Below are 2,037 nucleotides of genomic sequence, written 5' to 3'. Positions count from 1 at the left end.
GACGGATCAGGTTGCGGTGGTGACAAATGCTTTGGGCTCGGTAGTTGCGACCTACAAAGATGGCTGGCTGACCGCCGATCGTAGCTACGACCCTTACGGCGAAACCCGGGCCGAATGGAACGATGTGGGTCGTTTTGGATGGGTGGGTGGCCTTGGCTACCGTGAAACTCGGCGGGAGTGGGTGAGTCACTACGTCCGGGCCCGTCATTACGGCTTTCCCATGGGGATTTGGACGAGCGTCGATCCGCTGTGGCCGACGGAACCGGCGTTTGGGTATGTGGGGGGGCAGGCAACTGCAGCCACGGATCCAAGTGGATTGACTAAGATTTGGGTTCAGATGTGTGCATATATTTCAAGGAGTCGTGCAATATATCGACACTATTTTCAACCATTTCCTGGAAGCCCAGCTCTAGGGAATACAAATGAGTTATCTTATGGTGATCCAATCTCGAAACCGCTTAGCTGCAAGCTCTTTGTGCAGGTAACGATTCCGTCGTGCAACATCGGTGCCGCGGATCCGAGTCTGAGAGTAGAGACGGGGACGTCAGAGTACTACCTTAATGGACAAACTGATCGTGGTCTTGGCGTGGCCAGAATACGCTCTCTGCGAACGAAATCTAACGGATGCGATTCGGAGATTTGGTTTGAAGTCTCGGGCCGGCTGGGTGCACCAAAGATCGCAACTCTGAGTCCCGCGCTCAGTGCGCTCCTTGCGTCGGCTCCCCCCATTGTGGTGAGAGGATATCTGAAGTTTTCTGCGTTCCAAGATGTCGTTACGGTCGATGGGGGGGTGGCGCACACCGCGTTTCCGGATTGGACTTACCGAATCGGGACTGGTTTATCTGCTGCCTGGGGATTGGACTGGAAATCACCGCACGCCGGGCCAGGAACAGGTCTCACGGCACTCAGTGTATCAAGGTCGCTTTCTGGTTCGCCTTTTTTACGTGCTAAGACGAGAAGGTGCTGCGGTGGGTCGTGCGGATGAAGGGTGGGAGATTATGGATCGCTGGCTTGGCTGTAGCCGTCTTCGTGCTAATAATGTATGTGTACATTCTGGCCACTGCAACCGAAGAGTTTGTATTGAGCGAGAAGAGCGTTCAACAACTTAAGACAAAGGGTGAAGTGACATTGCCGGTCGTCTTACTTCCTTCGCACGCGCCATTTAATCCTCGCGCCGTTTATCGGGAGGTAAACGGAGTTATAACGCTCCATCCTAACGTGGGTGGAAGATCAATATCAAGCATAAGCTCTGAAAACGGTGAGATCTTCTGGCAGCCAGGGATGGATCCCAGTGCAAAGGGAGTTGTTTCCGTACAAGGCCCGGGTACGGAGATCCAGAGCGGAGGAATAGTACGAAGATGGCTTACATTTCGAATGAACCGATAGCCGTGGTTTGTGCGGCAGTACGGTTGTTTCGGAGATCCCAGCTGCTTTTGGACCATTGATTGTTCCTAGGTCAGCATCCACACATTGGGCAAAGATACTTAGCTGTAAGTCTTCCGACGGCTCTAAGCTCACGACCCACACCTACGACCTGAACGGGAACTTGATCGGGATCGTTGGCTTTGAGCCGCCGAATGGAACGGTGGCCATCACGACGACGATGGCCTACGATAAAGAGAACCGTTTGCAGGTTCTTGACCACAATGGAGCCAAAACCACATATACTTATGATGGCAACGGCCAAAAGCGAAGTGAAAACGTCTCGGGAGCCCTAACCACCATTGTCTGGGATGGCACCGACTACTTGCAGGAGCGAACCTAATGCCGGTTAAAAACTACATCAGCCGCAATGGCCAGGTGGAATACGAGTACGACGGCCTGGGCGATATCTTGACCTATGGCCGAGACGCTCTGGGCAACGTGGTGGCGGGTTATGATGCGGCCACGAATGCGGTGTTCACGGCGGATTACAAGCCTTACGGTGAGTTCGCGGCAACCACCGGGAATGTGGCGGGTCGGCGGTTTATGTGGGTGGGATCTTGGGGTTACCGGTTTACTTCGGGGGTACCTGTGTCTCACTACGTGCGTGCTCGG

General features: G+C 54.1%; 2 protein-coding genes. Both read left to right on the top strand.

The annotated features are described in order from the left end of the window. Nucleotides 1-1,546: 1,546 nt before the first annotated feature. Nucleotides 1,547-1,765 carry a hypothetical protein gene (locus ACLD7X_RS16455; protein ID WP_411424765.1) on the top strand — a complete coding sequence of 73 codons (219 nt, stop codon included), beginning with the start codon at nucleotides 1,547-1,549 and terminating at the stop codon, nucleotides 1,763-1,765. Then, nucleotides 1,765-2,037: hypothetical protein (locus ACLD7X_RS16450; RefSeq protein ID WP_411424764.1), on the top strand; the 273-nt coding region annotated here is incomplete at its 3' end. The genes ACLD7X_RS16455 and ACLD7X_RS16450, both read left to right, overlap by 1 nt.

The organism is Aphanothece microscopica RSMan92 (genome assembly GCF_046613545.2).
Taxonomy (GTDB): Bacteria; Cyanobacteriota; Cyanobacteriia; order PCC-6307; family Cyanobiaceae; genus NIES-981.
This window is presented reverse-complemented; position numbering and strand designations above follow the sequence as displayed.